17 protein-coding genes are annotated in these 24,938 nt (G+C 47.3%); 6 read left to right on the top strand and 11 right to left on the bottom strand.

Annotation, left to right across the window (positions count from 1 at the left end; all coding sequences use genetic code 11):
• Nucleotides 1-53: 53 nt before the first annotated feature.
• Nucleotides 54-800, bottom strand: coding sequence for an SDR family oxidoreductase (locus tag ACFFUV_RS02440; RefSeq protein ID WP_390189415.1), 747 nt, complete (start codon nucleotides 798-800; stop codon nucleotides 54-56).
• A 371-nt stretch (nucleotides 801-1,171) separates the two neighbouring features.
• On the opposite strand from ACFFUV_RS02440, the gene ACFFUV_RS02435 reads away from it, so the two are divergent.
• A complete protein-coding gene (locus ACFFUV_RS02435) occupies nucleotides 1,172-2,368 on the top strand; it encodes an MFS transporter (protein WP_390189413.1) in 1,197 nt (398 codons plus the stop codon).
• A gap of 164 nt (nucleotides 2,369-2,532) precedes the next feature.
• Here the strand turns inward: ACFFUV_RS02435 and ACFFUV_RS02430 are convergent, their stop codons facing one another.
• On the bottom strand, nucleotides 2,533-3,303 hold the full coding sequence (locus tag ACFFUV_RS02430) for an SDR family NAD(P)-dependent oxidoreductase (protein ID WP_390189411.1): 771 nt from the start codon (nucleotides 3,301-3,303) through the stop codon (nucleotides 2,533-2,535).
• 505 nt (nucleotides 3,304-3,808) lie between these two features.
• Here ACFFUV_RS02430 and ACFFUV_RS02425 point away from each other — a divergent pair.
• The 3 genes from ACFFUV_RS02425 to ACFFUV_RS02415 all read left to right on the top strand — a co-directional run bounded on the left by ACFFUV_RS02425 (nucleotide 3,809) and on the right by ACFFUV_RS02415 (nucleotide 8,241).
• Entirely contained in the window at nucleotides 3,809-5,719 is a 1,911-nt protein-coding gene (locus ACFFUV_RS02425) for a beta-glucoside-specific PTS transporter subunit IIABC (RefSeq protein WP_390189410.1), read from the top strand.
• A 15-nt stretch (nucleotides 5,720-5,734) separates the two neighbouring features.
• Nucleotides 5,735-7,174 (top strand): 6-phospho-beta-glucosidase, encoded by a 1,440-nt coding sequence (locus tag ACFFUV_RS02420; RefSeq protein ID WP_390189409.1) that lies wholly within the window; start codon nucleotides 5,735-5,737, stop codon nucleotides 7,172-7,174.
• 65 nt (nucleotides 7,175-7,239) lie between these two features.
• The gene (locus ACFFUV_RS02415; RefSeq protein ID WP_390189408.1) at nucleotides 7,240-8,241 is read left to right on the top strand and encodes a LacI family DNA-binding transcriptional regulator; all 1,002 of its coding nucleotides are present in this window, start codon (nucleotides 7,240-7,242) and stop codon (nucleotides 8,239-8,241) included.
• Between the two features lie 71 nt (nucleotides 8,242-8,312).
• Here the strand turns inward: ACFFUV_RS02415 and ACFFUV_RS02410 are convergent, their stop codons facing one another.
• From ACFFUV_RS02410 to ACFFUV_RS02395, 4 genes are all read right to left on the bottom strand, one after another.
• On the bottom strand, nucleotides 8,313-9,731 hold the full coding sequence (locus ACFFUV_RS02410) for a DUF1593 domain-containing protein (protein ID WP_390189407.1): 1,419 nt from the start codon (nucleotides 9,729-9,731) through the stop codon (nucleotides 8,313-8,315).
• A gap of 90 nt (nucleotides 9,732-9,821) precedes the next feature.
• Nucleotides 9,822-11,348 carry a carbohydrate porin gene (locus ACFFUV_RS02405; protein ID WP_390189406.1) on the bottom strand — a complete coding sequence of 509 codons (1,527 nt, stop codon included), beginning with the start codon at nucleotides 11,346-11,348 and terminating at the stop codon, nucleotides 9,822-9,824.
• 87 nt (nucleotides 11,349-11,435) lie between these two features.
• Nucleotides 11,436-12,842: a glycoside hydrolase family 1 protein gene (locus ACFFUV_RS02400; protein ID WP_390189405.1), complete on the bottom strand. Its 1,407-nt coding sequence runs from the start codon at nucleotides 12,840-12,842 to the stop codon at nucleotides 11,436-11,438.
• A gap of 25 nt (nucleotides 12,843-12,867) precedes the next feature.
• The gene (locus tag ACFFUV_RS02395; RefSeq protein ID WP_390189403.1) at nucleotides 12,868-14,286 is read right to left on the bottom strand and encodes a PTS transporter subunit EIIC; all 1,419 of its coding nucleotides are present in this window, start codon (nucleotides 14,284-14,286) and stop codon (nucleotides 12,868-12,870) included.
• A gap of 634 nt (nucleotides 14,287-14,920) precedes the next feature.
• On the opposite strand from ACFFUV_RS02395, the gene licT reads away from it, so the two are divergent.
• Both licT and ACFFUV_RS02385 read left to right on the top strand, forming a co-directional pair.
• Complete coding sequence (gene licT, locus ACFFUV_RS02390) at nucleotides 14,921-15,781, top strand: BglG family transcription antiterminator LicT (protein ID WP_390189402.1); 861 nt, start codon at nucleotides 14,921-14,923, stop codon at nucleotides 15,779-15,781.
• A gap of 2 nt (nucleotides 15,782-15,783) precedes the next feature.
• On the top strand, nucleotides 15,784-17,685 hold the full coding sequence (locus ACFFUV_RS02385) for a beta-glucoside-specific PTS transporter subunit IIABC (protein ID WP_390189401.1): 1,902 nt from the start codon (nucleotides 15,784-15,786) through the stop codon (nucleotides 17,683-17,685).
• An 80-nt stretch (nucleotides 17,686-17,765) separates the two neighbouring features.
• Here ACFFUV_RS02385 and ACFFUV_RS02380 read toward each other — a convergent pair whose 3' ends face one another.
• From ACFFUV_RS02380 to ACFFUV_RS02360, 5 genes are all read right to left on the bottom strand, one after another.
• The gene (locus tag ACFFUV_RS02380) at nucleotides 17,766-19,703 is read right to left on the bottom strand and encodes an iron ABC transporter permease (RefSeq protein ID WP_390189400.1); all 1,938 of its coding nucleotides are present in this window, start codon (nucleotides 19,701-19,703) and stop codon (nucleotides 17,766-17,768) included.
• The gene (locus ACFFUV_RS02375; RefSeq protein WP_390189398.1) at nucleotides 19,696-20,664 is read right to left on the bottom strand and encodes an ABC transporter substrate-binding protein; all 969 of its coding nucleotides are present in this window, start codon (nucleotides 20,662-20,664) and stop codon (nucleotides 19,696-19,698) included. The genes ACFFUV_RS02380 and ACFFUV_RS02375 overlap by 8 nt, the downstream gene beginning before the upstream one ends.
• Nucleotides 20,643-21,422, bottom strand: coding sequence for an ABC transporter ATP-binding protein (locus tag ACFFUV_RS02370; RefSeq protein ID WP_390189396.1), 780 nt, complete (start codon nucleotides 21,420-21,422; stop codon nucleotides 20,643-20,645). The genes ACFFUV_RS02375 and ACFFUV_RS02370 overlap by 22 nt, the downstream gene beginning before the upstream one ends.
• A gap of 1 nt (nucleotide 21,423) precedes the next feature.
• Entirely contained in the window at nucleotides 21,424-23,634 is a 2,211-nt protein-coding gene (locus ACFFUV_RS02365) for a TonB-dependent receptor (RefSeq protein WP_390189394.1), read from the bottom strand.
• Between the two features lie 283 nt (nucleotides 23,635-23,917).
• Complete coding sequence (locus ACFFUV_RS02360) at nucleotides 23,918-24,928, bottom strand: nickel/cobalt transporter (protein ID WP_390189392.1); 1,011 nt, start codon at nucleotides 24,926-24,928, stop codon at nucleotides 23,918-23,920.
• Nucleotides 24,929-24,938: the final 10 nt, after the last annotated feature.

Genomic DNA, 24,938 nt, shown 5'->3' with positions numbered 1-24,938 from the left:
AATAAAAAAGCCGCTCAACTGAGCGGCTTTTTACTAATTTAACCAGCTTTAAATTACACCACTTGGTTGGTTGGACGAATCAAAATCTCACTGACTGCAACCGTATCAGGAACACCAATTGCGTAAGCCACAGCATTCGCAATGTCTTCCGGTTTGAGTCCAACACCGGGAATTTTAGCCGCGTCACGTAATTGTGAGCCAAACTCTTTATCACTGATGGTGGTGTAGAGCTCTGTATCCACCAATCCTGGGGAAACAATCGTCGAGCGAATATTACTTTCACGCTCTTCTTGGCGAAGGCCTTCCATGATGGCGCGCACAGCAAATTTAGTTCCGCAGTAAACCGCAGAGCCTGGATAAACAACATGGCCTGCCACTGAGTCAGTGGTAATGATATGGCCAGATTTTTGCGCTTTCATGGTTGGGAGAACAGCAGCAATGCCATTTAGTACCCCCATGATGTTAATATCCAGCATCTCTTTCCATTCGCTGTGATGCAATTCACTCAGATTCGCGGTTGGCATAATACCCGCGTTGTTGTAAATCACATCAATGCGTCCAAACTTATCCAGCGCTAACTGTGCAAGGCTTTCAACTTGCTTTTGGTCTGTGACATCCGTCGCTTGATAGTAAATTTCCGCATTGGGCAGTGAGTCGGCAAGCGCTTTGAGTTTTTCTTCTCGTCTTGCACCAATCACTAGCTTGGCGCCACCTTCAGCCAAAAGACGAGTGGTCGCTTCACCAATTCCGCTGCTCGCACCAGTAATAATGACGACTTTATTTGCTAGTTCTGTACTCATACACACCTCTTATATTCGGTTATTAATCGGTACTACCATTCATGGATGCCATCGCTACGTTTGTCGCGAATCTGGAAAAAGTATATGACACGATAGACGATATTGACGCTACCAAAAGTGTTTAATCTTTGCCTAAATGTCCATCAACTTGATACCGCTCCATAAAAAATAAAAAGGAGAGATGGACAAGCTTTGAAGAGAAACAGGCAAGCCGATTGTCATCGTGCCTCTTATAATAGCTATCGTCATAATGGTGTCTTTGCAGCGCCATTCTCTAATTCGAACGACTTCATAAGCCTCCTCACGGCAAGCCAGATTCGGTGCCTTATTCAACATGAAGTCACCCACCAACCGCGATAGGAGTGTATCCATTGTCTAAGAAAGGTAACTTATTCTCTTTTGTCGGAGCGGCATTTGCGCTAATCGCGACGTACATCACCTCGGCAGTCCCTATTCCTCTGTATGGCATTTATCAAACGGCTGATCATATTGGCTACGTCGAACTGTCACTGAGTTCTGTCGTCTATTTTATTGGCGCGGTCACCGCGTTAGTGGTGTTTGGACGATTGTCTAACCACTTAGGGCGTAAACCCGTCGCCGTGATCTCACTACTTCTTGCCGCCCTTTCAACTCTGTTCTTTTTGAATGTACATAGCGCTGCGCCGCTGCTGCTGGGTCGCCTGTGCCAAGGGCTCGCTTGCGGCTTAGCGTCTACCGCACTGGCATCTTGGGTCGTGGATTGTGCATTTACCGTTCGTGCGTGGATTGCGCCCGCTATTTTGAGTTGTGGCCCAATGACAGGCTTAACCATTGGTGGTTTAGGCTCTGGCGCTCTGACCGAATACGGCCCAATACCACGTCAATTACCTTTCTACGTGGTCCTTGCTGTGCTACTGGTTTGCCTGCTTTTCGTACTCAGAAGCCAAGAAACCATGGCGCCTAAATCCGGCGCTATGCGCTCACTCAAGCCGAACTTTGCGTTGCCTCCATCAGCCAAAAAAGCCTTTCCTCTTGCCGCTTGTACCTTTGTTTGTACTTGGGCGCTTGGCGGTTTTTTCCAGGCGTTTGGCCCCGCAATGGCGCGTGAACAATTGCATTCAACCAGTGCTGTCGCCGCTGCTTTGGTATTTGCCTCCATCATGGCACCGAGTTCTATTGGTGCCTCTCTTGCAGGAAAAATGTCATCCAAACGCGCACAATTTGCCGGAATGTTGAGCTTTACTCTGTTCGTGGGATGCATTTTATTCACGCTCAGTTCGGGGTTACTTATCCCGTTTCTGATTGCAAGCGTTCTCGCGGGGATAGCACAAGGGATGGTACTGACTGGCAGTATCCAAACCATGGTCTCTGAATTGACGGCTGACGAACGGGCCAACGTACTTTCGGTGATTTATGCCACCTCTTATATGGGCGCGGCAGTGCCAACGCTGATTGCCGGGCAATTTTCGGAGCACTTTAGCTTGCTGCAAGTCGCTGGCGCGTATGGCGTTCTCGCTTTATTAGGATCGGTTATTTTAATTGCGGCCAAATTAAAACAAAAAAGTGCTGGTGCCATCACGGATAATTAATCGTGAAAAGTGCGGTTAAATTAAGTGACTTCGATGTTCATAGAATTAAGGCGTTATTTATAAGTTATTTTCATTGTTGACGAAAATATAATAATCCCCTGAACAAATAATAAAAAAGCTCCCATGCAGGGAGCTTTTTTATGCGCTAGAGAAAACTTCTCCGATTATAAGAACGCACCGTTATCAACCTGAATCACTTGCCCTGTCACCGCATTGCCCATTTTGCTGGCTAAATACAACGCCGCATAAGCTTGGTCGCGAGGGTCTGTCATCGGCACTGTGGTATTCACGTATTTATCGGAGAATTCCAACATAACATCGCCGCCTTCTTGCTCACCTGCTGCCCAAGCTGCTGCAGCTTCGGTATCAGTCACCCCTGGCGCAATCGCATTACAACGGATATTGGTACCAGACAGACGAATCGCAATGTTTTTGGTCATGGTATTGACTGCACCTTTTGTCGACGTATACGCCACACCACAAATCGGCAAGGTACCATTCACAGAAGAAACATTAATAATTCGACCTTCGTTACGAGGTAAGAAATGTTGAACTGCTTCACGGCAATAGCGGAATACACCCGATAAGTTCAGCTCTACAATTTTCGCAAAGTGCTCATCGCTGGCTTCTTCAATCGCAACCATATCACCTGAGCCCGCGTTATTGACCAAGACATCAACTTGACCAAATGCCTCAATTGCCGCTCCAAACACGGCTTTCGGCGCCGCAGCATCGCTCGAATCGGCAATGACACCAATCGCTTTACCGCTGCCAATTTGATTGATTTTCTCTACCGCTTCGTCGAGCGCTTTTTGATTCCGGGCTGTCATAACAACATTTGCGCCCTCTTCAACAAATACTTCGGCAATAGAGTAACCAATGCCTTTACTCGCCCCAGTAATAACCGCTGTTTTACCTTCTAATAATGGATTCATAATGGCCTCCGGTTGTTGATTGAAATTCCTATTTCGCCACCAACTTGAGTTGGACATAATGCGATTTCTCTTATTTTCATGAGGGAAAACGCACTTGGCTTTATTTAACTTAACGGAGGACCGGTCCATTTCTCTTTATTAAAAATCGCTATTCATTGCCTATTTATACAAATTATTACCCGTTTCAATATATACGACATAAATACGCCTGGTGCTGCTTCACTCTTCGTCACATTGCCACCTTTATTGAGGTTTAATCACTCATTATTCTCTGTGGTCGCTTCATTTCTAAGACACCAACACCATAAGATTTCACCATACGGTATGACAGTGAGATCACCGACACAGAACCGTACCCGATTTGTCTCATAGCGCACAAAATTCGATCTTGCATCTTGCTGAAACCGGTTGCAGAAATTAACTTGAAACCGGTTGCAAAGAAAACCAAAGACAACTTAAAACAATAAAAACCTCTTCCCTAACGTTAAACATAAGGTGATCACTCATGACTAAAGTCAGAGATTACAGTCAACTGGCTGCCGACATTCTCAGCGAGGTCGGCGGGCAGGAAAATATCATCAGTTTTACACGCTGTGCCACGCGCCTACGTTTGGTTCTAAAACAAACGCCCGAGCAAGCACCTGAAAAAATCAAATCCATGCCAGGGGTGATAACCGTGGTGCAAAGTGGCGGTCAATTCCAAGTGGTGATTGGCACTCACGTAGCGGATGTATACGAGGCCATGGGCAACTTGGTCGACCAATGTCTGCTGGATAACCAAGACAATAAAGTTCGTGTCATCGATGCCGTTATCGGGTCAATGTCAGCGATATTCGCACCGATCATTTTTGTTCTTGCCGCGGCGGGGATTTTGCAGGGCCTACTGATTGTTGCGAAACACTTCGCCCCGACGATAACCGATTCTGGCACCTTTGCGGTTTTAAACTTTATGTCGTGGACACCGTTTGTCTTTTTGCCAGTCTTTATTGCCATGACATCCGCCAAGCATTTTCGCTGTAATCCTTTTATCGCCGTGATGTGTAGCTGTGCCCTTATCAACCCATCATGGGCACAAATCGCAGCGCAAATTGCAGACGGTGACATTGTCACCTTCCTCGGTATCCCTTTGGCAAAAACCGTGTATACCGCTTCGGTTTTACCGCCTATTTTCATGGTTTGGGGCCTGTCTCATGTTGAGCGCTGGTCGAAAAACATCATTCCCGATGTTGTTAGTGAACTGTTCACTCCATTAGTGTGCTTAGTAATTATGGTGCCACTGACCCTGATTGTGATTGGTCCGGTAACGAGCGGCGCAGCCACCGCCATCGCTGGCGGGTATAACTGGCTATTTGATACTTTCCCTCCCCTTGCTGCGGCGTTAGTCGGCGGTATTTGGCAAGTGATCGTTATTTTTGGTGTTCACTGGGGCATCACACCAGTGGTTATCTCAAACTTTGATACCTACGGTTATGACTCATTCCAAGCATTCCAAACCGTCGCGGTTGTCGCGCAAATGGCAGCGGCATTTGCCGTGGGTATCAAATCGCGCAACAAACGCTACAAAACCACGTGTTACTCAGCAGGGGTAACCGGGATTTTTGGTATTACCGAACCTGCGTTGTACGGGGTTACGTTGCGGCTTAAGAAGCCATTTATTTGTGGTTGTATTGGCGGTGCGGTCGGAGCGGTTGTCGTCAGCTTATTTGGCAGTTACTACTACGCGTACGCAGGATTACCCGGCTTACTTACCATTGTGAATGCGATTAGCGCAGAAAACCCAATGTCTTTCATTGGTGAAGTGGCAGGCGTGATCACCACTATTGTGGTCACCACGGCGCTGGTCTTTACTGTCGGGTTTGATGACCCGATTGATGAAGAGCAAGCCGAACTTGAAGCTGCTAAGCGCTCAGACACCGAGACCTTAGTCGCTACGCCGACCTCTATCGCCAGCAACAGCACCGCTTTGACCTTATTAGCGCCAACTCAAGGCGAAATCATTCCACTGAGCGACGTCAACGATGAAAGCTTTGCTCTTAAATTATTGGGCGATGGTATCGCGATTCGCCCCAGCGAAGGCCTTGTTAAAGCCCCCTGTGATGCGGTGGTGTCTTCGGTCATCGAAAGCCAGCATGCCGTTGGTTTAACCTGTGCTAATGGGGTTGAACTGCTTATCCACGTTGGCCTTGATACCGTTAATCTCAAAGGCAAGCACTTTAAAACTTTAGTCAAACTCGACCAAGCGGTGACAAGCGGCGAACCACTGATTGAATTTGATAAAGCGGCGATCGAAGCTGAGGGCTATGACCTCACGACCCCATTTATCATTCTCAACAGTGACGAATTCTCTCTTGAGCTGCTTGAAGAACCCAAAGACAAATCGGTTCAATTTGGTCAACCCATGATGCAAATCTGTTAACAAATAGGAGTTTCCATGAGTCATTCTTTTCCAGACAATTTTCTATGGGGCGGCGCTGTCGCTGCCCATCAACTTGAAGGCGGGTGGGACCAAGAAGGTAAAGGACCAAGTGTCGCGGATGTTTTAACCGCAGGAGCTCACGGCGTTCAACGTCGTATTACTGATGGTGTGGTTGATGGTGAAAGTTACCCAAACCATCAAGCGATCGATTTTTATCACCGCTACCCACAAGATGTCGCGATGATGGCCGAGATGGGCTTTAAATGTTTTCGCACCAGTATCGCCTGGACACGAATTTTCCCAAATGGTGATGAAAGTCAGCCCAACGAAGCCGGGTTACAATTCTACGACGACTTATTTGATGAGTTATTAAAGTACGGCATCGAGCCTGTTATTACCCTAAGCCACTTTGAAATGCCTTATCACTTGGTGCAAAAGTACGATGGTTGGATGAGCCGCGAAGTGATCGACCTATTCGTTAAGTTCTCAATGACGGTGATTGAACGCTATCAGCATAAAGTCACCTATTGGATGACCTTCAATGAGATCAATAACCAGAAAAACGTGTCAGCAGATATTTTTGGCTGGATGTGTTCTGGCGTGCGTTTTCCACAAAAGGCAAAACCTGAAGAAGCCATGTATCAAGCGGTGCATCACCAGTTTGTCGCCAGCGCGTTAGTGGTCGAAAAAGCCCATGCGCTTAATCCAAAACTCAAAGTTGGCGCAATGTGCGCGATGGTGCCTTTTTACCCGAATTCATCAAAACCTGAAGATGTGATGCTGGCGCAAGAGTCGATGCGGGATCGCTACTTCTTCTCTGATGTGATGGTTAAAGGGCATTATCCAAACTATGCCAAGCAAGAGTGGGCACGTAAAGGTTATCATATTGAGATGCGCGAAGAAGACGAAGCGCTCCTTGCACGTGGCAAAGTCGATTATCTGGGCTTTAGCTACTATATGTCGAACACCGTCGATTCAACCATCCATCAAGCGAATGACACCAGCATGGACGGCAGCAGTGTGCATTCAATTAAAAACCCGTACCTCAAAGCCAGTGATTGGGGATGGCAAATTGATCCCGTTGGGCTTCGCTACTCATTAGCCTCTCTCTACGAGCGCTATGAGGTGCCTTTGTTTATCGTCGAAAATGGCTTTGGCGCCGTGGATGTCGTTGAGGAAAACGGCGAGATCAACGATGACTATCGCATCGATTATTTGCGAGAACACATCAAGGAGATGGAAAAAGCAATCACCATAGATGGCGTTGAACTGCTGGGCTACACGCCTTGGGGCTGCATTGATTTGGTCTCTTTTACCACAGGTGAGATGAAAAAGCGTTATGGGTTTATTTATGTTGATAAACACGATGACGGCACAGGAACGCTAGAACGTTCGCGTAAAAAATCCTTCTTCTGGTATAAAGACGTGATTGCGTCAAATGGAGCAACTCTTTAAGATAAATTGGGCGCTAACAGGCAGTTAGCGCCCAATCTTAAATCAAATGGAGAACAACCACAGTTATGGTCACCATGTTGGATGTCGCGAAAAAAGCCGGCGTTTCCAAAGCAACGGTATCGCGCGTATTAAATGGGAAGAATATTGTCAGACCAGATGTGGTCAGTGCGGTATTTAAAGCCATACAAGAAACGGGTTACCGCCCAAACCTATTAGCCCGCCAACTAGCTACTCAACAAACCAATTTTGTCGGATTGGTAATTACCAACGCCTTATTTAATGGCCCCTATTTTTCCTCTCTGGTGTATCACGCCGCGACCTTTACTGAGCAGCGTCAGCATCAGTTGGTTATTGCTGATGGCAAACACAGCGCACAAGATGAGCGTGATGCCATTAACTTTCTCACGGATATGCGCTGTAAAGGCATCGTGGTGTACCCGAAATATTTAAGTGATGAGCAGCTTGGCGAGATCATCGATAAGTCGCCAATTCCCATCGTCGTCGTCAACCATCAAGTCACTCAGCATCCACAATGCACCGTCGCCTCTGATCACTACCAAAGCGCCTGCCGCGTGATGCAGCACATGGTTGAAAAGGGCCACCAGTCGATTGCGTTTATCGCTGGGCGAGAGAATTCGTTCACCGGAACCCAGCGTTTAAAAGCCTATCGAGATATGTGTCATCAACACGCACTCGATACTGACCCGCGCCTTGTGGTACAAGGGGACTGGACCCCGCAAAGTGGTTATTTAGCAGCGAAGCAATTGATTGCCAGCGGGGCTGAGTTCAGCGCTATCTTAGCCGGGAACGATGAAATGGCACTGGGCGCGATCAAAGCTTTGTTTGAGCATGGCTATCGTGTGCCTGAAGATGTCTCGATTGCCGGATTTGATAACATCAATCTTGCTGACTTTGTCACGCCAAGCCTGACGTCTGTCAGCATTCCTCTTGAACAAATGGCGCAAAAAGGCGTGTTGATGATTTTAGGGGAACATGAGCAAGCTCAACAGTTATCAATACAAGGTGAATTGATTGAGCGAAACTCGATCTTTGATCGCTCAACCTAAATTTGCCCGCCACAATAAGCCAACGCTGACAAAAAACCGCAGCCTCAACTGCGGTTTTTTATATGGAGCAATTATGGTGATACCGTGATGATCGCGCGGCGATACGAATAGAGTGACGGCGTGCCCTCATCGCTGACTTCAATAATCACATGAAACGGCGTGGGTTTATCGACTTTTGGCGCCACAAAACTGGTGTCGGCCTGGTTGGTTGAAGACAGCTCTATCTTGGGGCCGAAATGAATTTGCAGCGCATGTGCACTTGGCTCCGCATACTGCCACCAACGATAATTTAACGCATCGTTATCTGGGTCTGAGCTGCCTGTGGCTGACAAGTTAACTTTCTCGCCTGATTTTGCCTCAATATAGACAGGAGCAAGCCCACCTTCCCCATTAAGTTTAACGTTCGGATTATGATTGGCTTTGGAAAAATCATCGGTCAATGTCCACTGAATACGCCCTGCGAAATCATTTTGGAATTGCTCTCTAAAACGCCAAATCGTGGCCGACGCATTACGATATTCTTTCCCATCAACGCCTGTGACCGTATCCGATGTGCTGGTTCGCAACCCGCCCGCATCGTCATACGTGACCGCAGCGTAGCGCCCTCCCCAACCACCATACTCAGGATGGTCAGGTACATTTAAACCATTTTGAAGCAAATACATAAATGATGGGCTATCGCCTTCCATGATGTACATGATGTCCGGATATTGACTGCCGAGTGGACCTTGCTGGATATGCTGACCAATCCACTCATTATTAACCTGTGACATGTCCCCGCCTTCCGCCATCGGCGCAGAAATGCCAATCCAAGTCGATAACCAATAGTCGTTGAATGCATGCAAACTGCTAATCCAAGTCATGGTTGGGAAATTACGGCGAATCCAAGCGCCGGTATTGTCTTGGTCAGAGATAGAATAAACGCGGATTTTGCGAATAAATGCCGCCACGTCTTCATTACTGCGCGTGTGTTTCACATCCCAAAGCGCTTGCGCCAGATCGACTGAGCCACCCCACACGGTGATCCATACCGGGCGATCGTCTGCTTTATCGACAATTTGAGTAATGGTCTTTGACGCTTTTGAGCTTTTGCCTTCGCCAACATAGTCCATTCCAAAGCCAGCACGGCCACTGATGATCTTTGATTTAAGCTCTGTCGGTGAAGGAAAGCCTTCAGCGTGGGCCTCTAAGTTAGGAAACACTTTGGCGTACGCATCAACGCGCTCTTTCAGTAATTGTGGCTGTACTTTATCGCGCTGCCAGGTAGAGGTTGTCGCAATCACACTCTCAATGTCAAACTCATTGGCGTACGTCAGTAAGCGAATGAACGATTGCGAATCATCGGGTTCGTTACCAATATCCGTCAATACAATCATGCGTGTTTTATCCACCGCAGGCAGTGGTTCGGCAATCGATACATGGCTCGCACCTGCACACAAAGCAGAAACAAGTGGAACAAGCAAATTTAAATGTTTGTTTATTTTCATCATAACGACCTTTCCAAGTCTCAAGTAAACAGTAACGCCGACGTCTAAAACTACGTTCCACAACATCGGCGTTAAGAATTCAATCAGCAACGGTTAAAACCACCAAAGCTCAGCTTGAACGCCAAAACTCAGTTGATCATCGTTACCACCATCAAAAGCAAAATTAGTGATGTCGTTTTCATCTGCTTTCAGGTAGGTCGCATAGAAGCGAATCTCTGGACGAGAACCAAGCATGCTGGTCGCGACCTTAAACGCATGGTACGCCGTTAACTTATAACCGCTCTCATCGTAATCTTTCCCTTCGACACGGTTGGTTTGATTGAAGTAGCCCAGTTCCACGCCAGTTTGATTAAACTGGTCCCAAATGTAAGCAGGACGAACGACCGCTCTAACACTATCAAAGTCAGTATGCGCTGACGCTAAATCATAGTTATAAATATCCTCACCATGAGATGCGACAAATGCATGCGCAACCAAGACTTGATTATCAAATAGGTATTTTTCGCCTTGAGATACGAAACGGACGGCGTAACCATCAGTGTGCTCACCTTGGTAGTTATTAATGCCTGCGCTAAAGTCAGGGTTTCCACCAGCAATCGATGCCAAGCTACTGGCTATAGAGTTGGTCGTATACTGTAGCGTGTATTCATTGAAACCATTGTTCATTAATTGTTGGTTAACGATCGTTGAGAAACTAAGCGCATCCTCCACGTTTGGATAATTCCCAGAATTCTCTGCATCTTTTGCGCTCGACCCAGGATTAGCAAATTGGTATTTCGAGGCGAAACCGAGTTGCAATGAATCACTCAACTGATACCCCTGATAACGAACATCAATGATGTTACTGTTGACGTCTACACCATTATCTTGAGCGCTGTCATCTAGATAGTTAAGGTCTTCTCGAATGAGAGCAATATTGAGCGAGCCTTCTGGTAAAACAATATTGTCTAACCCCACGCCAGCGCCTGAGTTAGTCCGGGTACTTTTCCAATCGAGCATCTGAATTTCTGAGCCAGTGATGGCATGACGTCCAACCCAAAGCTCCGATTCTGGTAATGCAGGAATGAACCCTTTGGTGCGAATATATAGGTCAAGGAAGTGGAAGTAGTTCTCTTCTTGCCCCTCAAGCTCAACCCCTTTTGCAAGACCGCTGTTACCATCAAAGGTAATAACGGCTTCGACTTGCTTACCTTGCTTGTCATAGACACGTTGCTTAAAGGTTAAGTCATACCAGCCGCTGAGCTCGTTACCAAAACGGCCCAACGAGCCAATCGCATATGATTCTGGCGATCCATTTTCAGCACCGAACCAGCCCGCTCGTAGGTAGCCATTGAAGGAAAAACCACTTTGCGCCGAAACTTGATCAGTAAATGTAGGTAACGCATCGGAGGTCGTTTCGGCAACAGGCGACGCATTTTCAGATTCACTACCGTTAGACGCTTGCAGTGCTTTTAGCGTTTGCTGCGCCTGAGTGATTTGTGATTGCAACGCCTCAATTTGAGAGTCCACCTCTCCTTGCGCCGCGGCGCCAGCCGTCAAGCCACTGGCCACCAGAGCAAGACAAATTGGAGAGAGTTTTTTAGTCCACGCTTTTGAAAAATGTTTGTACTTGTTATTCATTATCGTTCCTGCTTACTTTTCGTGTTAAAAGTGAAGCCCACCAAGATCAGGATCGCTCAGTGAACTTCTTGGGGGAACCGAACGCAATTACGATTGCGGTTCAGTCAAAGTTTCACCTTGCGAGCCAATCACGGATTGATACCAATAAAAGCTCTTTTTCGGGGTGCGTTTTAGAGACCCGTGGCCTTGGTTGTCGCGATCAACATAAATAAAGCCATAACGTTTGCTCATTTGTGCCGTTCCTGCGCTAACCAAATCGATAGGCCCCCAACTGGTGTAGCCCATGACATCTACACCATCTTGAATCGCTTCGCCCAGTTGATATAAGTGATCATTAAGATATTGAATACGGTAGTCATCTTGTATCGCGCCTTGCTCATCAACCACATCCACGGCACCCAAACCGTTTTCCACCACAAACAGAGGTAGTTGATAACGGTCATAAAGAAAGTTGAGTAAATAACGCAAACCTTTGGGATCGATCTGCCAGCCCCACTCCGATGCTTTGAGGTGAGGGTTAGCAATCATTTGCAGCATATTCGCGTCAGCTTTATCTTGCTGTTCAGGATCTGCACTAGCACATCCCGTCATGTAGTAACTAAACGAGACGAAATCGATGGTTTCTTTGAGTGCTTGTTTGTCATCCTCAGTGATATTTAATGTCACACCCATTTCAGTAAATTTACGCGTCATGTAAGACGGGTAATAACCACGAGCCTGAATATCTCCAAACATCAACCACTCTCGGTTTTGGGTTAACGTTTTCAGCATATCGTCGGGATGACAGGTCAATGGATAAAGCATTGCACCTAAGATCATATTGCCAATTTTTCCCTCTGGGACCATGTCATGGCATAGCTTGACGGCTTTCGCACTCGCCACCAACTGGTGATGAATGGCTTGAAAACGCGTTTGTTCATCACAGTCCCTTGGCAAACCAGATCCAGTAAATGGTTCATGTAACGTCACATTAATCTCATTAAACGTTAACCAATGTTTGACCCGGTGACCAAAGCGTTGAAAAACCACTCGTGCGTACGTTGCAAAAAAACCTATCGTCTCGCGACTTGCCCAACCTTGATATTGCTTGGCAAGGTTAAGCGGCATTTCATAGTGCGATAACGTCACTAATGGCGTGATGTTGTGCTTTTCCAACTCGGTAAAAATTTTGTCGTAATACGCGAGGCCCGCCTCGTTTGGCTCGGCATCATCGCCATTAGGGAAAATGCGACTCCATGCAATCGACAAGCGCAATGTGGTGAACCCCATTTCAGCAAACAGCGCGATATCCTCTGGGTAACGGTGATAGAAATCGATAGCAACATCTTTAATGTTGAAATCATTTGGCTGACGTTCAGCCAACTCACCAAAAGCACCATAAGGTTGGATATCGGAAGTTGATAATCCTTTTCCGTCAGTTAGATGTGCCCCTTCTACTTGGTTTGCAGCGATGGCGCCGCCCCATAAAAATGTATCTGGAAAACGGTAACTCATGCGTTCATCTCCTTTAATTAATTGATTACTTCTCTGCCGCTGTTGCGTCGGATTGCGTGGTAGAATGCGAACGATCAAGACCGAACAGGAACGTCAGGATTGCAGCTAAGAAAATAGCCACCAGCGAGCCAATCACTGCTGCCCATACACTGGCATCAACACCGGCTTGAGGAATAAATTGTGGGAAACTCAAAATACTTGGCAGCGAAAAAGAGAAAATCTTGGTTTGGTATAGCCCGATAATCGACGCACCAACCGCTCCGCCAACACAACCAAAAATAAACGGACGACGACGGGGCAGGTTCACACCATAGATTGCAGGTTCGGTGATACCGAAAAGACCAGCCGTAAACGCAGAGCCAGAAATTGTTTTGAGTTTGGCATCGCGAGTACGCAGTAATACACCAAGTACAGCACCGGTTTGACCTAAGATTGCTGGAATCAGCAGTGGCAGCATAGTATCCGCTCCCAAAACACTGAGGTTATTCATCATGATCGGAACGAATCCCCAATGCAGACCAAAGATCACAAAGACTTGCCAGAGTGACCCCATGATCGCGCCTGCAATCATTGGACTCATGCCATATAAAAGCTCATAGCCGTTTGCCAGAAGATGGCTTAGGTATGTCGCCGCCGGCCCAATCAACAAGAACGTTAATGGCACGGTAATCATGATGCAAAATAGTGGCGTGAAGAAATTACGCACAGCACTGGGTAACCATCGGTCGAACACAGTTTCGATTCGGCAAGAAACCCAAGCGGCGAAAATGATTGGTATCACTGACGAAGCATAATTCATAAACACAACAGGAATACCAAGAAACGTGAGTTCTGCGGTTTCAGGAGAACTCGAAGCCTGGAAAGCAGCAATCATGGTCGGATGCACGAGCGCACCGCCGATGACCATGGTAACGAATGGACTTCCACCAAATTTGCGCCCAGCCGTAAAACCGAGTACCAAAGGGAAGAAATAGAACAGAGCATCACTAGCGGCAAATAGAATTTGATAGGTTCCGGATTGTGGATTTAACCATGCCATAGCGACTGCGAGCGCAAGCAACCCCTTCAAAATACCCGAAGCAGCCAACGTGCCGAGCATGGGAGTAAAAATGCCAGAGATGGTATCCATAAAACGACCAAACAGCGTTGGCTTATCTTGCCCACTGTCAGTTGACGCACTGCTAGCTGCAGAGCTATTTCCTTCCATTGAGGACTCAATCGCTTTCAGTACTTGCCCAACATGATTACCGATAACAACTTGAAACTGGCCCCCACTCTCAACCGCAGCAATAACACCCTCTAGCTCGTTGACTTTATTTTTGTTGCCTTTACTGGCTTCTTTTAATCTGAAACGCAGGCGGGTCGCGCAATTGAACACGCTATCAATATTTTCTATCCCACCGACACCATCAATGATGTCTGATGCTAACTGTTCATATGCCATAACTATGTCCTATCTCATTAAACCGAATGACCACTGAACTGAAGGCATAAAAAAACCCGGTGAAACTCGAGCATTAAGTACTTGAGTCTCACCGGGTTTTGCCCAATTTAGAGGTAACAATCCCGTCAATAACCAAAATTAAATTTTAGATATAAAAAAACCTGACCACTTTCCTTCAATCGCTCTTGGAGCTTTGAAATCAGTTAAGTCAGGTTTTGCTCGCTTTCGCGATAACAATCCGTTTGATGGCTGAACGATAGTCTTAGCCCATTATTGATTCAATACGCTAAATAATCATTTGTGACTCAGATCGCGACTAAATATGTCAAAAAGCCTTCAAATGGCGACATAAATCACAGCTGTAACCGGTATCATAGAATTTTTATATTCATTGCAACTGACTCCGCTTATTATGCGTTTAAACTAAACACCGTGGTTATCACTCCGTTTAGGGCAAACTGTGTTGCCTTTCACACAATCCATTCAGCTGATTTGAGAGCGGCTTATAATGACTATACACTCAATAAAAAGTACGGATTGTTACTGCATTTAGCAGGCAAAACCTAAGTGGTGTTTTCCTTGGATGACACCACTTAGGTTTTTTTATGCTCAACTTACTGCCTACGATAAAAATATGCATGTATCTAAAGTTTTAAATAATAATGTGCTGATCTCCCAAGATGCCAACCAACGCGAAGTGGTGGTGATGGGTCGCGGTATCGGTTTTCAAATGAAAGTCGGTATGGAGATTGATGCCAATAAAATTGAAAAGGTCTTCACACTCGCATCAAGTGATGATGATGCGCTTGATGCGCGCTATCACGAGCTATTGGAGGAAATTCCCCTCGAGTTACTGGCAGCGACGGAACAGATCGTCGAGCTTGCTCAGCAAACATTAAGTGGTGACCTTCACCCAAGTGTGAGGATTTCCCTTGCTGACCATATCCATTTTGCGATTGAGCGTCTGCGCACTGGCCAGGTGGTTAAAAATGCCATGCTGTGGGAAATTAAACATCTCTACCCTGCCGAGTTTGATGTGGGCCTACAAGCTATCCGTTTGCTTAAAAACGCCTCTGGGGTGACCTTTGCTGAAGACGAAGCGGCGTTTATCGCGCTGCATTTGGTCAACGCCCAGCTTAATGAAGACATGAATAACACCATCAGCGTCACCAATTTGATTCGCGATATCGTGCAGATGATAAAATATAACCTGGCGCTTGAGCTCGATGAAGAAGGGGTAGAATTTCGCCGTCTGGTGACTCATCTCAAATTTTTTGCGCATCGCCTGATTCATCAAAGTACGATTTCTGATGACGATGACTCTTTGTTTCGTTCGGTGCGTGACAAGTACCCACTGGCGTTTTCATGTGTTGAAAAGATAAGCCTGTATATCAGTAAGAAGTTCAAACACGCCATGACCTCAGAAGAGATGATGTTTTTAACCATTCACGTTGAACGTGTTCGCCGCTCACAAAAGCCAAGTGCTGAGGCGTAACCATGGCTACCTCACCGAGTTATCATCAACGTTTAGCGGCGCAATTAGTCGCGCTTGTCGGTGGTGCAGAGAATATTTTGCACGTGACTCACTGCACGACTCGGCTACGCTTTAAACTCAAGCACGTTCCTGTTGAGTCGCTCAAGACGGTAAACGCCTTACCTGAAGTTATTTCGGTGATGAACTCGGGTGGGCAATTTCAAATCGTGTTAGGTAGCCAGGTTGAAAGCACCTATCAAGCGATTACTCCTTTAGTCACCACACCACAAAACGGAGATATCTCTAGCCACTTCACCAATGTGGTGGATACCGTCATTAATATTTTCACGCCTCTACTGTGGATCATGAGTGCGGCAGGAATACTCAAGGGGCTGGTGGTATTATTTGCAAGTCTTGATTGGCTTAGCCGCGATACCGGCACCTATCGAATTCTCTGTTCATCGGCGGACGCTGTCTTTTTTTTCCTACCGATTCTTCTCGGTTATTCCGCTTCTAAACGGTTTGGTGGTAACCCACTGATCGGTATTGTGATTGGCTGTGCGCTCGTGCATCCCGATATTACCAATCATGTTAATTGGTTGACCGCACAAGACCTTGCAGGTTTTGAGGTACCGACAGAGCATTTTCTCGGCTTTCCAATCCAATACTTAAATTACGCATCTTCAGTTATCCCGATTCTGTTTGCAACTTGGTTTCAGGTTCGTATTGAGAAGTGTTTTCCCAAGCAGCTACCCGACTTTGCAGACAAGTGGTTAGGGCCATTTTTCGGCCTGCTGTTTACGGTGCCGCTCACTTTTCTACTCATCGGTCCGTTTAGCGTTCTGTTAGCCAACTTTATCTCGTCTGGGGTGTTCACTCTTTATCACGCTAGCCCGATGATTGCCGGGCTGTTAATTGGCGCGATTTGGCAAATCCTGGTGGTGTTTGGCATACATTGGTGTTTAGTTCCCGTAGCGCTTAATAATATTACGGTCAACGGTTATGATGTCCTGCTGCCACTCTTTATTCCTGCGGTATTTGGGCAGATGGGGGCTTGTCTTGGTGTTCTACTTAAAACGAAGGATCGTAAAGTCCGCGGTTATGCTGGGCCTGCAGCGATGACTGCCATGTTTGGGATCACCGAGCCTGCAATTTACGGCATTACGCTTCCACGTAAATGGCCATTTATTTTTGGTTGCATGGCTGGTGCTTTGGGCGGCGGTATCATCGCTTCTTTCCAAACTAAAGCATATTCAATGGGGCTATTAAGCCTATTTTCCTTTGCACAAATCATCTCACCCCAAGGGTTGGATATTTCCGTTATTGCCTGTTTACTGGCTACGATACTCACGATTATTGTCGCTGCTACACTCACTTATTTCTTCTCACCATCAGAAAAACCCAGCTCTGTATGTCTTTCCTCGAAGATACCTAAACAGCAAGAAAAACCTCAATTTACGCGCAAGGGTACGAGACAAGATGATGTGGCAAGCCCGTTAAGTGGTGAAGTGATTCCGCTTAGCCTCGTGAGTGATCCCACTTTCGCCAGCGGCGTGATGGGAGAAGGCATCGCTATTATTCCCGACAGCGGTACATTGGTTGCCCCTTTTGCGGGGACAGTCTCCTCGGTGTTTAAAACTCAACATGCGATGGGCATTAAGAGTACGACGGGCATTGAGCTGTTGATCCATATCGGCATTGATACGGTCAAGCTTGACGGGCAAGGATTTAAACTCCTGGTCGAACAAGACCAAGAGGTCACGCTTGGCGAGCCACTGATAGAGTTTGATTTGGACTTTTTAGCATCTCAAGGTTTTGAGACAACCACGCCAATTATTGTCGCCAACTCCAAAGATTATCTTGATGTTATCCTCACCAGCGCAACCCATGTTAAACAAGGTGCGCCTTTAATGACGACCTTGTAATTCCCCCCAAAAAGCCCTAAATGCCTAAGCAATACAGGGCTTATTTAACTGTGTTTATTGAGATCAAAACTTGCTCAGATTTAAACCTCTTGTGGTTTAAAGCGCTGCTTACGATAGCCTATCAACAGCAAAAGCAGAAAATACACACTGCCCAGAATCGATACCACCAGCCCGGCGGCAATTTCCGACGGCGGCATTAAACTGCGGCCTATCCCGTCAGCCCAAATCAGTAAAATGGCGCCTGTCATGCCTGCGGCAGGCAACAAACTATTGTGGCGATATAACCCGAGTAATCGCGCACAGTGCGGCGCTAAAAGACCAACAAAGCTGATTGCGCCGACACTGGAAATCGCCATCGCGGTCAACACCGCGGCGATAAACAGCAGCAATAAACGATACGGCTTAAGCGCAATGCCGAGAACCTGAGGAATCACCTCCCCTAGCGGCAAGATATCAAGGCGGCGCAGCATCGGTATCGAGAGTGCCAACATCAACACACAAGCAACGGCCAGCGGTTCGATATTTTCCAGTGACGCACCATAAGTCGAACCGGATAACCACATTAGGGTTACGCTTGACGTCGTGCTGCCAAAAGTCAGCAATATATGGGTTGCCGTTCCCGTGAATGCGGAAATCACGATCCCAAATAGGGCGAGTTGCGAGACACTCAGCTTGCGCTTAATTCCCCAAGACAGCAGTAACGTCACCAACAATGCGCCCACGAGGCCTGCCACTGTCAGCCAGATTTGCCCCGCGCCGGGAAAGACCACCAATAAGCAAGCAATAAGCAGTACCGCACTGGTACTGACTCCAGAGATATCAGGGCTTGCCAGTGGATTACGAAACAGCGTCTGTAATAAAGTGCCGCCAAACGCTAATGCAAATCCTGCAAGGCCTGCCAGCCATAAACGATTGCTCACCCACTGCGCGCCTATTGACTGTGCTGGGGGATGCCAAAACCATATGGTAGCGACCAATAACAATGATAACCAGGTCAAAGCCCATACGGGTTTTAACCGGATAAGAGGCCTTAAACCGATAACTTGCTGCTCTGTTGCCGCCAGTGCTTGTCCACTGCGACCAAACAGAAGAATCAGAAAGAATGGCGCACCAAGTAGCGCAGCAAATGCGCCCGTTGGCAAACGATAGCCCAGAAACAATAAACTGCGCGAACTCCATTCCGCCATAACCACCAGCAGCGCACCGACTAGCAAAGAGGCGAGCCAAATTCCGCTGATACTGCGTCCTTGACGAAAAGAGACACTCAAATAACGCGCCAAATGCGGCGCCATTAAACCGATAAAACCAATCATGCCTGCCATTGCTGTCGCCAGTGCCGCTTGCCCTACGGCTAAGGCTAAAAACAGCCAGCGCCAGCGACCAACGGCCATCCCCAGGCTCTGAGCATGGACTTCTCCCAGTTGAAACAACGACAGCTTGGGCAGCAAGACTGAAGTGACCAACAACATGATCACACTAGGAATCACCATAGCCTCAAAGGGCTGTGCAGAGCTTTGCAATACTTGCCCACTCCCCCACAGGAATAAACCGTCTGTTTCATGTTCAAAGTACAACAAGAATACGGACGCAATCGCCCCGGCACCAAGGCCCAGCGCCATACCGACCAAGACAATCGGTAGTTGCCCACCACCGATAAGTCGGCTAACCAAGAGTACGATGAGCGCTAACACCGCGCCACCTAAACACGCTGCCGCCCAAACCGTCATCAAATCAGCATCCGCAATAAATACTCGACTAAGCACTGCTCCAAGTAATGCGCCAGAGGCGACACCCAGTGTTGATGGTGAAGCGAAATCATTATCCAAACTGGTTTGAATCAGCACACCGGAGCTTGAGAGCAACATACCAACCATGATCGCCATACCAACGGTTGGCAGCCAAACCGCCTGCATCATCACCATTTGCAACTGAGCATCAGCGACATCATCAATCGTTAACAAATAACCTGCAATGCCAGCGACTAAGGCCAGTAAGGTAGAAAGGGTCAGTTTAACCACGATTCGCCTCCTGCCAATCAAGTAACGACTGGGTAAATGCCTTTGCCATACGCGTGATAGAAGCGGGACCGCCAAAACTCCAAAGCGGTTCGACCGACGAAAATTGATGCGTCTTAACGAATGGCAAAAACGGCCAAACCGGTGAGGTCGTCATTCGCTCGCTGTCAGTTTGGTTCCCTGCGAGCAGCAAATGCGTATCATGAATATGGGGCAACTGTTCAAGCTGCAAGTGGACAAAATCTTTGCCCGGCAATGTATTGCGCCAGTGATAATCAAGCCCGAGCGCAGTGGCGACCGAACCGGCCAAGCTCGGGTTAGAAAAAATACGTAGCCCATACCCCATGCCAATAAACTTGCCATAAGTGACTGACTTTCCGCCTAAACCTGCACTCGCCAGCTGCTGCTTTAGCTGCGCGAGCGTTGCGTGCATCGCATTCAACTGGGCTTGTCCTTGATCAACCTTTCCGGTTAGCAATGCAAGATGGCGAAACACGGTCTGCGCATAATCAAAGTAGCGAAAATCAGGCTGATCGACTCGCGGGAACTGCTGATAAAGCAAGGTTGGCGCAATACGTTTGAGCATTGAGTACAAGCGTTGATGGCGAAAGTCATAACCAATAATGACATCTGGTTTAAGTTTGGCGATTTCGGTTAAATTCGGCTCTTGGCGGCGCCCAATTTCAACCGCCGAGGCATTCAACTGCGGATGGTTGGTTTGCCACTTTTTATAACCTTTAATTTCCGTGACACCGACCGGTTCTACGCCCAGTGACAGCAACATCTCCGCGGCTGACCAGTTGAGCGCCACCACACGTAATGCCGGTTTATCCAAAGTGACACAGGTTGACAAACACGCTTGGTATTGACCGCCGAAATTCGTCGGGTTGGCCTGACTGATAAGCGGCAACCAAGCAAGCAAAGCGAGAGAAAATAGCCGCCTCATCGCGCCGCCTCTGTCCATAAAATGCGTTGCCCATCCAAATCATGCTCACGTACCGGCGTTTGATACACTTGCGTGACAATATCCGCAGTGATCACCGTATCAACCGAGCCCGCCGCGACTAAATTACCATCATTTAACAGCATGGCTTGATCGCTGTACTCCAACGCCTGATTCAAATCGTGTAACACCCAAATGATGGTTTTTCCATACTGACGATTAAGCCGCCGCACAATATTCAACAAAGCTTGTTGGTGATGGATATCAAGCCACGAGGTAGGCTCATCCAACATCACCATGGGTGTATCTTGCGCTAACACCATCGCCAGCCAACAGCGCTGCAGTTCCCCGCCCGAAAGAGCAGTCAGCAGCCGTTTGCGATAATGGATAATCCCTGACTCTTCCATTGCCCATTCGATAAGCTCAGTATCGTTAGAACTGAGGCGGCGATACCAAGGGCGATGAGGGTGGCGTCCGAAAGCGACCAGATCCTCTACCGTGAGTGTTGAAGGCACCGGATTACGCTGAGGCATTAGTGCCATCTGCTTGGCCAATTCCGCGCGATAAAAACGCGAAAGCGGCTCTTGATTGAGCCGCACTTCGCCTTGAGTTGGCGTAAGCAGTTGATTGAGTATTGCCAGTAATGTTGATTTGCCCGACCCATTGGGACCAATCAACGCCGTAATCGCACCGGGAACAAACTCACCACTCACGGGATGAAGGATGGTTTTCCCTCCTATCTGGAGGGAAAGATCATGAAAGCTAAGCGTTGATTTCATATTAGAACGTCGCGCTGTAGCTCAGTGCCAACGTACGGCCCTGACCGTTATACACATAAATGCTTTGCGGTGAGCTTGCACCATAAAGCATCTGCGCACGTTGGCTCCATAAGGTTTCGTAGTCACGGTCAAACAAGTTGGTAATACCAATATTGAGTCGGCCTACTGGCAGCGCATAATAAGCGCTCAAATTCGCCAAGGTATAACTGTTGAGCTTAGCGCCCTCATCATCTTTGTAGGAGAGGAAACTATTCACTCTTAGCTCTGCGCCGTAGTGAAAGTTGTCATAGCCTAACCACACACTGCCAGTACTTGGGCTTGCAGAGGACGCTTCAAGATCCTTCCATTTACCGTCGGATTTGGTTTTACTTTTCACGTAATGGGCTTGGATGCCCGTATAGACTTCATTATTTACGTGATAGACCGCTTGCCCTTCAACGCCATAAATGCGTTTATCATCATCTTCAACCAGCACAGCGTAGGTAGCGCGGTCATAAGTGACGGTTTTATCGGAGAGAGATAAGTAGCTCGCCACCTGCACATCCAACGCATCTTGCGACATTCGCCAGCCCAGCTCAAACGAGTTGGTTTTTACGCCCTGTAGATCTGCACTAGCAACCGAGGTTGATGATTCCAGCGTGGTACCTTCACCATAAGTGCCACTGTAACTGCCTTGGCCGAAGAATTTTGCTGGGTCTGGCACGTCAAAGCCTTGAGAGAAATTCCCCCACAATTGCATGTTATTGGTAAGGTGATAAACACTGCCAAGATTAAATAGCCACTCATCGTAGTCAGTGTCGCCACCTTCAATCACATCGGGTTGCACGCTGCCATAATCACCATTTAAGTAGCGGTATTGTTGCAAGACGCCAACGTGGTCGCCAACTTCATGTTCCATCGCTTCATAGCGAAGACCACCACTGATTGACCAATCTTGAGTCACTTGCCAATCTAGCTGACTAAACAAAGCCAAATAGCGGCTGTCGATATCCGGATAACGCTGCACGGTTTGCGAAGGCTCAAACACCAAGCCACCAGAACCGATAGACGTCATTTGATCATAAATGTTTTGATCAGCGTCATAAGATTCTTGAGAGGCATCTAAGCCGTAAGTCAGGCTGAAGTCTTGCCAACGTTTGATAAGCGCCAAATTGGCACCAAAAATCGATGTATTTTGCTCTGAAGCACCGTACAACGGGTACACCTCATTAGGAAGTGGCGAGCCTTGGACACGAGGCAATGACGGGTATGGGAAAAAGCGCAAAGACTCATCACGGTAATAAGCTTGCGCGAGCAATTGCTGGCCAAAAACATCATCGTGTCGATATTGAGCGTTGATCATCACACGCTCAGTTTGAGGCTGCTTATCAAGCACTAACCCTTTACGAGTATCAATTAAAGACTCATCAAATAGGCCGCCAAGGTTGGCACCAAGATAGGTCGCGTAATCGCTATCTTGTTCACTGTTATAGTATTGAGCGGTGACTGATAGCGATTGATGTTCATCTGGTGTGTATTGCACATTCGCCATCAGATCAATGATGTCATTGAACTGCATATCCGTTTGCGTAATGTCGGGACGAACCATATCGCCATTGGCATCATAGGTCCCCCCTGTTTTGGTGTAAGCCAGTGACAATCGACCACGTAACGTCTCACTACCACCGGAGACCGCAACTGCACCTTGCTTGGTGAAATCATTGCTGTTATTAAAACCGGTTTGGCCGCCGATTTTGGTCTCAACAGTGAGTTCCTGTGACTCTGCCTTTTTCGTGATGATATTGATAATGCCGCCCGCGGCGCCAGCACCATACACGGAGGTAGCACCAGAAAGCACTTCCACTCGCGCAATGTTAAACGGGTCGATACTGTCAAATTGACGGCTGATGTCACGCGTTGAATTCAGTGATACACCATCGATCATCACCAAAGCAGAGCGTCCACGTAAATTTTGTGAATAGTTGGTGCGGGTGCTACTCCCAAAATCAAACCCTGGAATCAATTCACCTAACGCGCTTTTGAGATCCACGCCTGCGTTTAGACTGCGTTCCAACTGTTCTTGGTCAACCACCCACATGGTGGCGGCAACATCAGAGATCGCCGTTTCACCTCGGCTTGCGGTGACAACAACCGTCTCAGTATTGGCAGCTTGGCTGAGGTTGGCACAGACAAGCAGAGCCAACGGGCTCAATTTCATGGCAGCTTTGTTCATTCTTTAGATATCCATTCTCTTAGGTTGAATAACGAGATTAAGCACAATTATCCACTGCCTGTACCACTACAGATACAAAGCTTAATGATAATAGTTTGCGTTATAATTTGAACGGATTATACAAAATATGAACAAAAAGCCAATAAAAACGAAACCTTATAATATCTAAGGGAATTTATAACCCACCATTATTACCGAAGACCCACGCTATCCTGGCTGATATTTAGACACCTAACACTTGCCTAATAATCCAAATCGGACCAAGCTAAATGTGCATTGAACGTCAGTGGCTACCATTAAACATCGGCGACATGCCAAAGCCACCTTGGTTGAACAAAATGATGGCCACCAGCATGAGAAATAGCCCGGAAAACATCCGCAAAAAAGGCCAAATATTAATGGTTTTATAAGCGGAATCTTTCAAGTAATAACGGACAAACTTTCGCCCTGAAACAGTCATCAACGCGATACTTGATGTTGTGATTGCCGTTCCTACTGCCATGACAAAACTGCTCAAAATACCCAGCCAGTAAACATCCGCAAGATTAGCAAAAAACAACACGAGAATGGCGCCGGTACATGGACGTAAACCAATGCTGAATATCATCGCGGCGTACTCTTTAACGCTTGATGCCTGATTAAGCTCATCAGCAGAGGCTAGATGTTTATGGCCACAGCCACAATTCGAGTCATGGGTATGATGGTGCGAGTGGTCATGCAAGTGTGCAGACGTACGTGACTTACGCCACTGGGCTATCCCCTGCCAAACAATATATAGACCAAGTAAAAACACACCTACATAGCTGGCATGGAAAAATTGGTTCACTACCCCATTGAGCTGGCGCATCGAGGCTTCAATCACAAACAGTACAGCGGTAACCAGAGCAATGGCCGTCAGCGCCTGAACCAGTGCTGAGATAAGGGTGATATAAATACCGATTTTTATTTTGGTATTGTGAGTGGCGAGATACGTACTCACGACGACTTTACCGTGCCCGGGCCCTAGGGCGTGAAAAATGCCGTATAAAAAACTAATTTGTGCCAGGTTCCACATCGAACCCGCACTTTGATGGGTTAAATACAGCAGTTCGCTCATCTGATTCACAATCTGCTTTTGCCAGCGAATCGAGGTCATCAAAATCGTCGGCCACTCCAGCCACAGTAAATAGCCGATCAACGCCAGGATGCCTAAGCTAAGCACCGCGGTCAGTGTACTTCTGAGCCAATTCATTTTACGAGGTGGGGGTGACGGGGGCTTCGATTCGATAAGACGAAAGTTAGACATTGAAGGCATAAACGATTCC

Origin of the sequence: Vibrio olivae (assembly GCF_042428525.1) — a bacterium.
GTDB lineage: Bacteria > Pseudomonadota > Gammaproteobacteria > Enterobacterales > Vibrionaceae > Vibrio > Vibrio olivae.
Note: the sequence above shows the minus strand (reverse complement) of the source record. Positions and strands in the feature narration are given on the sequence as shown.

Coding starts and splice junctions, on each gene's coding strand:
- ACFFUV_RS02440 (WP_390189415.1), bottom strand. CDS start 800: ATGAGTACAGAACTAGCAAATAAAGTCGTCATTATTACTGGTGCGAGC.
- ACFFUV_RS02430 (WP_390189411.1), bottom strand. CDS start 3,303: ATGAATCCATTATTAGAAGGTAAAACAGCGGTTATTACTGGGGCGAGT.
- ACFFUV_RS02425 (WP_390189410.1), top strand. CDS start 3,809: ATGACTAAAGTCAGAGATTACAGTCAACTGGCTGCCGACATTCTCAGC.
- ACFFUV_RS02420 (WP_390189409.1), top strand. CDS start 5,735: ATGAGTCATTCTTTTCCAGACAATTTTCTATGGGGCGGCGCTGTCGCT.
- ACFFUV_RS02415 (WP_390189408.1), top strand. CDS start 7,240: ATGGTCACCATGTTGGATGTCGCGAAAAAAGCCGGCGTTTCCAAAGCA.
- ACFFUV_RS02410 (WP_390189407.1), bottom strand. CDS start 9,731: ATGATGAAAATAAACAAACATTTAAATTTGCTTGTTCCACTTGTTTCT.
- ACFFUV_RS02405 (WP_390189406.1), bottom strand. CDS start 11,348: ATGAATAACAAGTACAAACATTTTTCAAAAGCGTGGACTAAAAAACTC.
- ACFFUV_RS02400 (WP_390189405.1), bottom strand. CDS start 12,842: ATGAGTTACCGTTTTCCAGATACATTTTTATGGGGCGGCGCCATCGCT.
- ACFFUV_RS02395 (WP_390189403.1), bottom strand. CDS start 14,286: ATGGCATATGAACAGTTAGCATCAGACATCATTGATGGTGTCGGTGGG.
- licT (WP_390189402.1), top strand. CDS start 14,921: ATGCATGTATCTAAAGTTTTAAATAATAATGTGCTGATCTCCCAAGAT.
- ACFFUV_RS02385 (WP_390189401.1), top strand. CDS start 15,784: ATGGCTACCTCACCGAGTTATCATCAACGTTTAGCGGCGCAATTAGTC.
- ACFFUV_RS02375 (WP_390189398.1), bottom strand. CDS start 20,664: ATGGACAGAGGCGGCGCGATGAGGCGGCTATTTTCTCTCGCTTTGCTT.
- ACFFUV_RS02370 (WP_390189396.1), bottom strand. CDS start 21,422: ATGAAATCAACGCTTAGCTTTCATGATCTTTCCCTCCAGATAGGAGGG.
- ACFFUV_RS02365 (WP_390189394.1), bottom strand. CDS start 23,634: ATGAACAAAGCTGCCATGAAATTGAGCCCGTTGGCTCTGCTTGTCTGT.
- ACFFUV_RS02360 (WP_390189392.1), bottom strand. CDS start 24,928: ATGCCTTCAATGTCTAACTTTCGTCTTATCGAATCGAAGCCCCCGTCA.